The sequence below is a fragment of the Methylomonas rivi genome, assembly GCF_024505165.1.
GTDB lineage: Bacteria > Pseudomonadota > Gammaproteobacteria > Methylococcales > Methylomonadaceae > Methylomonas > Methylomonas rivi.
This window is the reverse complement of record NZ_JANIBK010000184.1, coordinates 1-6,232: the sequence shown is the minus strand read 5'-3', so window position 1 is coordinate 6,232 and position 6,232 is coordinate 1. Positions and strand designations below refer to the sequence as shown.

Below are 6,232 nucleotides of genomic sequence, written 5' to 3'. Positions count from 1 at the left end.
TGAGATGTTTACGGATGGTGGGGCGGGATAATTTGAATTGTTTGGCCAACTCGCTGACGGTCGCTTTCTCCACAAAATGCAACCGCCGAATTTCGGCAACGTCTTCCACGTCTATCACTCCAGGATTCTCCGGCAAAAAGCCGGTCATTGAACAACCTGGGGTGGAAACTTTTCAACGCCCTTTTCCCCAGGACCGTGGAAAGTTTTGCACGCCGGTTAACAGTTGCGCTCACCGAATCGCGAAAAAACGATGACCAGAATAAAGTCATACCCTCGCCCTGGGCCATCAATAACGCTGGCAACGCCTATATTCCTGGCAGCCAGCAGGAAGCCGAAGCATTGCTCAATCAATTGATGGATCAAGGTAAACGCAATATCGACGTTGGCATGATGCAAGTCAATCTTCGGTGGCATGGCCACCGTGTTGCGAAACCAGAGCAACTCTTGATACCAAGCACCAATCTCGAAATCGGTGCAAGTGTACTCTCCGAGGCCATCCAATCAGTGCCTGGCAATCTTGCACATGGCATAGGTCGATATTTCAGTTGGAAAAATGAGCCGGCAGCCATCCAGTACGGACGGAAAGTTATTGCCCTGGCAAATCAAATTCGCGCAATTCTTTAGCCAATCGAGGATTGCAGAATGGATGATAATCTCTACAAACTCAATCTCGACTACCTCATTGTCGCTCAATCCTTAATTTTTTCCGGCAGCGAACAGAAAGCCATGTTCTGCTTAGGCTTAACGACCGAAGCGGTTTCGTTACTCCGAAAGATGCCACTCGCACAATTAAAAAGCTTGGCTAGAAGTGATTGCCTGACCTTTGTCCCCCGTTTCAATCCTCATAAATGGAGCAAATTTCTAAACGTCGAAAAAAATGAAGATCCCAATGCACTCGACGCACGAACCATCGACCTTCTGATGCTCTTGTCTGCCCACCCACCTGAGTCATGAGCAACCATTGCCCATTTGCTACTCGGCTTAAAGATCAGTATTGGGCTTATCAATTGCTGAAACGAAGATTACGCACAAAATTTGCCGGCCGGGTCATCAAAACCCTTCGACAGAAAGACTTATGTAATCTCTACTTTTCCCTACACGGAGAAAGTCCGGTCGCTGGCCTAGTCCCTAGCATCCTAGCAATGCCACAGTCACGTGAGTCGTTTCTTTACATGGCGCTATTTGCATCAATCTATCGAAGCGCTTGCTCAAGTGCTATCTCCGCCGAAATGGACCTAAACGCCCTAGTGTTTGCCTGGGATACTTTTTGTGCATTCTATCCAAGCCATATTCAAGAACGCCGACCGTTTGGCCGCATACGGCCAGCAAATTTCGATGAAGCCTGGATTATCACCGAAGCACTGAGAGACGGACTTGCCGAATTGCCTTACTGTACGACCTGCCATACGCCCTATCTAATCATTCATGGCTGCAAATACCCGCAGATCTGTCAAATGTGCGTGCTAAACCAAATCCCTAAGACCAGAATGATTACCTAAGAATTGATCCTAAAAACAGCGTTGTCGTGGCCGCATTTGGGGCGATTCATTATCCGGGCAGCTCATCATCCAGGGAGATAACTTTATGCACCCATTTCAATTCAGAGGACTATAATCCACCCATTCAATCTTCCTATGAAAACAGTGAATGTCAGCGGTCTAAAGAACAACCCTAGCGAAGCGTTGCGTATGGCTCACGAGGATATGGTTCTGGTCATGAATAGAAACGAACCGGATGCCGTGATGGTTGGCCTCAAATCCGCCAAAATCATTGGTATGCCGGGTGTGCGTAAAGCCTTGGCAACTGCCCTTTTTAAAGACGGTAACTTGTCACTTGCCCGATCCGCCAAACTGGCCGACATCCCTTTGGCCAGTTTTATTACACACGTCTCGCGTCTGGGCATTCCCGTCATCGATCAAACGGCCGACGAAGTTGAGGACGATTTGGATACCCTGGACCAGTGGCTAAACCAAGCCTGAACGCTGATAGTCAAACAAGTGATTGTCGATGCCAATCCATTGATCGGACTGGCGTTGGTGGAGGGTTTAATCTGGCTGCCCCAGTTATTTGGCCAGATTTTCGTACCCAAATCGGTGAAACAAGAAGTGTTACCGGGCAAATCGGCGCCGGGTGAACAATCGCTGGCTCATGCATTCGATTCGGGTTGGTTAACGGTATGGCATGAATCCATCACGCCTTGTTTGGACATTGATCTGGACGCTGGTGAAACGGATTGCATCAACATCGCGCTATCGTCACCCGAAAACTATTTGCTGATCATGGACGAACGTGCCGGCCGGGCAGTGGCCAAAGAATATCAACTGCAGGTCGTCGGTACGGCCGCTGTCATTGGCCTAGCCAAGAAACGAGGTTTGATTGTGTCGGCTCGAGCAGCTTTTGAAGTTTTGCACCGTTCGGATTTTCGAATTTCGGCTACGGTAATCAACAAAATTCTGGCGAGTGTCGGCGAGTAATCCAGCCGTTATGCAGGCCATTTTTCTTTGCCCTAAAAAAATGGCTTTGATTTAAAAACCGACTTGGAACGTTAGCTCATTCGCGATAGGATTATCAAAACGCTTTAAGCATGGAGAATACTATGCCGACACAGTCATCGCTCTCAGATCGGTTCAAACGCCCCAGCCAGTCGATTCAATCTCAATCCAATCACTCAATGTTTAATGGTCGTCATGCAACTGTCGATTGTCCTGAATGCCACCGCATCATGGTGCCGCGCGTCATTACCTATTACGGACAACCAACAAAATCGATTTGCCCATTTTGTGGTTCAACGTTTGCGCGGTTTCCGAGCGGCTTCAAACGGTTTTTAACGGGAGGTGAAAATCAGAAATTATCATTGACCGTTTTAAAGATAACGACATTAATTACACTTGGATGTATAGCGTTACTTTCTCTGGGTGATTGGCTAAAACTACCCGACCCAATAGGACTATACGTTTTTTATGCAGCTGTAATTTTTGGTGTAACTTGTTTGGCCGAGTTGCTTTACCAAAGCATTGAGTTTACAGCAGTAAAACTCTCTCATGAAAGCAACTTCTATTGGGCTTCATTAATCGCATTGGTAGCTATAGCCGCCATACAAAACTCGAGCCTTCTTGGCTATGCTGGCGGATTTTTCATGGCTTTATTGCTTCGTGCGACAATCTCGAGGCTATTACAGGCCCTGTGATTCTTCAAATCATTGAGGCCGTTTAGTAATTAATTCTACCGAGCGCCCGATTGTAGTTTCCAATCTGATTGACTAAATCTGCTCTGTTTTGACCAACGGCGCTAATCAGTAATTTGGCGATATTGTTTCCGTTCTGTTCGCCTTCTTCATCAATCAATCGCTGTTTTAGCCCATCAAGAGCACCTTGATTAGATCCCGCCACATCGAACCCAGCGAATGCCTCGAACATTGCTGCGCGATAATAGGCTTGCTGACTTGGGGTGAGACTCTCGGCCACTTCAGTCATTCGTTGATCTACCCAAGAATCCGTCACTTGTTTAAAACCTGGATAGGAAAACGATGCAGCGGATTTTATTGAATCCCAGATACCAACATTTTTCGCTCTAGCTTCTTCATAATGTTCATTAAATTGTTTTACATACTCGTTTCCAGCGACGCCTGCCGCCTCGATATTCTTTGCAGTATTGTAAATACTCCCGCCTAAGTAATTGTATGTTGCCTCTGCAGCAGAAGGCGTTTCATTGGCCGCAGCCGCAATGGATTGCCTAAAGTGCTCCGCTTTGACATTTGCCAATTGCCCAAAACCCTCTCGTGAGTTTTGTTCTCGCTCAGCCAGATTACGATCATGGTGCGCTTCGACACGGGCTTCGCCACCGGCAATTTTTCCCGTCGCTGAACCAATCTGTGCCCGTGCTCGTTGATTTAGCGATTCGGTTTCAGCCCGTGGGTCTTTAAGCTGAGCCTGTTCGACTGATGTCTGAACCTTGCCAGTTTCCGGTGCATTGGCCTTCAGCGATTCGTTCTGGCTGGCATTCAAGGTTTGATCGGCTTGCGGTGCATTAAAGGCATCGCCCAACAGTTGATAACCCGATATTTGTGCCTGGTGCGATTGTTGATCATCTAGGGTGCGGTAACTGGGTGACGAAAAACCGGTCAATAACGACATACCGGCAGCGGCATAGGCTTGATCGGCATCGCTGATCCAACCCGCCGCTTTCCACTGCGATGCCAGTCGTTGCGTATCTCCGCGCAAGCCGTATTGATCTAGTACACGATCCAGACGTTCCATCAAGCCAGGATCGTGAGCGATTTTGTATCCCGTTTCCGCCGCTCCAAAGGTGGCTTGTGTCCCGAAGCGTTGTTGGGCCGATAGGGTTTGTTGATAGGATTCGCTGGCGGATACCGCATCGGTTGCGCTGTGTTGCAGTGATGACAACGATTGATTTTGCAGTCCCATTGAGGCGACGTTTCGGGTGCCGGTTTGCGCATCCATTGCCAAGCTTTTCGCCAACCCAGCCTGATAGCCCTGACTGTCGTTAACAGTTTGACTGATGTCGGCGGCGATGGCGTCGGACTTGTCCTGACTGACTTTGAAATCGTTCTGCAAGCGGCCGGAGATCGCACCGCTGAGTTGGTCGTTACCGAGCTTGGCGCCGGCATTGGCACTGCCGGCCACCAACGCCGAGAACTGATCGGCGGAAATACCGGTATCGGCATGCTTCTTGGCAAAGGCTTCACCGAATTGGCGGTTATAGGCATCGGTATAACTAGAACTGCTGGTAATTTGATTGCCCAATGAGCGACTGTCAAAGGCATCGTTAGTGATGCTGGCCGACTTCGACGCCGTTGATGAGACACTGTGCATGAAACTACTGGTGGCTTGTTCAGAAGCGCTATAAGCCGACGATACTGCCGCACTCATGTCCTTGCCGGCGGTAAATGTGGGTAGCACTTTGTCGACGCCAGTTTGGGTGACCGCCGACAACGGACTGTATTGATGCTGCGATTGGGCATTCAAGACCGGCGCCGGACTTATCACATCGGGCGTGGTGATTTTTTCGTTCACGTAATCGCCGCCGTCCATCCTTCCAAGGAAATGCGTCGCCGTCACCGCACCGCGGTAGATCAGCATCAAGGTAATGGCCGGCGTCGACGCCGCCAGCATGCCGCCGATCGACAGCCATTGCTGCAATTCCATATCAAGCTGGTAAATGCCCATCATCGACGGCAGATTGTAGGTGGCCGTGGTCAGGGCCGCCATTTTGCCGGCGGCCGACATCTGGATGAACAAATTGATCACCGCCAGTATCGGCATCCACAACTGGATCCACAGCAACATGGAAAAATAGCCGATGTTCATCCGGATACCGACATTGCCCAGCATCACCACAAAGGCCATGATCGGTGCAATGGCATAACTCAAGCCTTCGATGAAAGCCATCATCGGCCGGACGATCTTGGCAAACAGGGTTTGCTCTGCGGCCCATTGGGTATTGCGTTGCTGAATCGCTTGTTCGACCATCGCCGCCTTGTTCCAGTGTAAGCCGTCTTCATGCCGGCCGATGACGCCTTTCTCGAACATCGGCATAATCGCCGACATCAACATGTAATCGGCGGCATCGATGACACCGGGGCCGGCCAGTGCATCGAAAGCATCCTGGATTTTTGGAACAGTATCCGCTGCCGCCGGGACACCCAAAGTCTGCTGCAGTAAGCCTTCCAGCGCGGTACTGAAGTTGCCGTTGGCCACCACGCCCAAATCGGCCCAGGCGTCCGTGCAAGTTTTGGTTTGCGGTTGACCACCCACATAGATTTCGGTCATGTAGATGTCAGAGTCAAAGCGGATTGCATTCATCGGGTCAGGGTCGCGCAAAATCGCATCCACCGATTTTTGATTCAGATCGACACCTGTCAAAGTACATTCCCGCACGTAATTGGCAAACGAAGTTTCCATGTCGCTGCCGGCATTCGGCACGTTAGCCGCGCCTAGATTCACTCGAGACAATAGATTCTTCCGTACTGCGGTCAACGTCTGCAAACTATCGGCAAAGCCATTGCCGGTCATCGACGGTGTGCCAAAGCCTTGTTCGAACAACCGTGTAGTCCGATAGCCCATATTCGACATCACACTACCGACCACGGCCGGCCCCAACGGCACATTTTCGATCACCACTACACTGCCAGTATAGGCATCCTCGATCGACACCCGAACCGAAGGCGCATACAGCATCAACCACAACACATACGCTAACAGCAAATCCTGAT

The 6,232-nt window shown here is 50.0% G+C and carries 7 protein-coding genes; 5 read left to right on the top strand and 2 right to left on the bottom strand.

The genetic code is table 11. The features are described from left to right. On the bottom strand, positions 1–148 hold a 148-nt coding region (locus NP596_RS19215), incomplete at its 3' end, for an ArsR family transcriptional regulator (RefSeq protein ID WP_256617019.1). Between NP596_RS19215 and NP596_RS19210 the strand changes: the two genes are divergently transcribed. The 5 genes from NP596_RS19210 to NP596_RS19185 all read left to right on the top strand — a co-directional run bounded on the left by NP596_RS19210 (position 148) and on the right by NP596_RS19185 (position 3,187). Further along, complete coding sequence (locus NP596_RS19210; RefSeq protein ID WP_256617018.1) at positions 148–624, top strand: lysozyme family protein; 477 nt, start codon at positions 148–150, stop codon at positions 622–624. The two genes, NP596_RS19215 and NP596_RS19210, sit on opposite strands and share 1 nt — an antisense overlap. Before the next feature lie 18 nt (positions 625–642). Next, entirely contained in the window at positions 643–954 is a 312-nt protein-coding gene (locus tag NP596_RS19205; RefSeq protein ID WP_256617017.1) for a flagellar transcriptional regulator FlhD, read from the top strand. 680 nt (positions 955–1,634) lie between these two features. Beyond that, entirely contained in the window at positions 1,635–1,979 is a 345-nt protein-coding gene (locus tag NP596_RS19195; protein ID WP_064007906.1) for a UPF0175 family protein, read from the top strand. An 18-nt stretch (positions 1,980–1,997) separates the two neighbouring features. Continuing rightward, a complete protein-coding gene (locus NP596_RS19190) occupies positions 1,998–2,474 on the top strand; it encodes a PIN domain-containing protein (RefSeq protein ID WP_256617016.1) in 477 nt (158 codons plus the stop codon). Positions 2,475–2,596: 122 nt separating this feature from the next. Beyond that, positions 2,597–3,187 (top strand): hypothetical protein, encoded by a 591-nt coding sequence (locus NP596_RS19185; RefSeq protein WP_256617015.1) that lies wholly within the window; start codon positions 2,597–2,599, stop codon positions 3,185–3,187. A gap of 22 nt (positions 3,188–3,209) precedes the next feature. On the opposite strand, the gene NP596_RS19180 is transcribed toward NP596_RS19185, so the two are convergent. Beyond that, positions 3,210–6,232 (bottom strand): conjugal transfer protein TraG N-terminal domain-containing protein (locus NP596_RS19180; protein WP_256617014.1); only part of this gene is annotated, 3,023 nt, incomplete at its 5' end.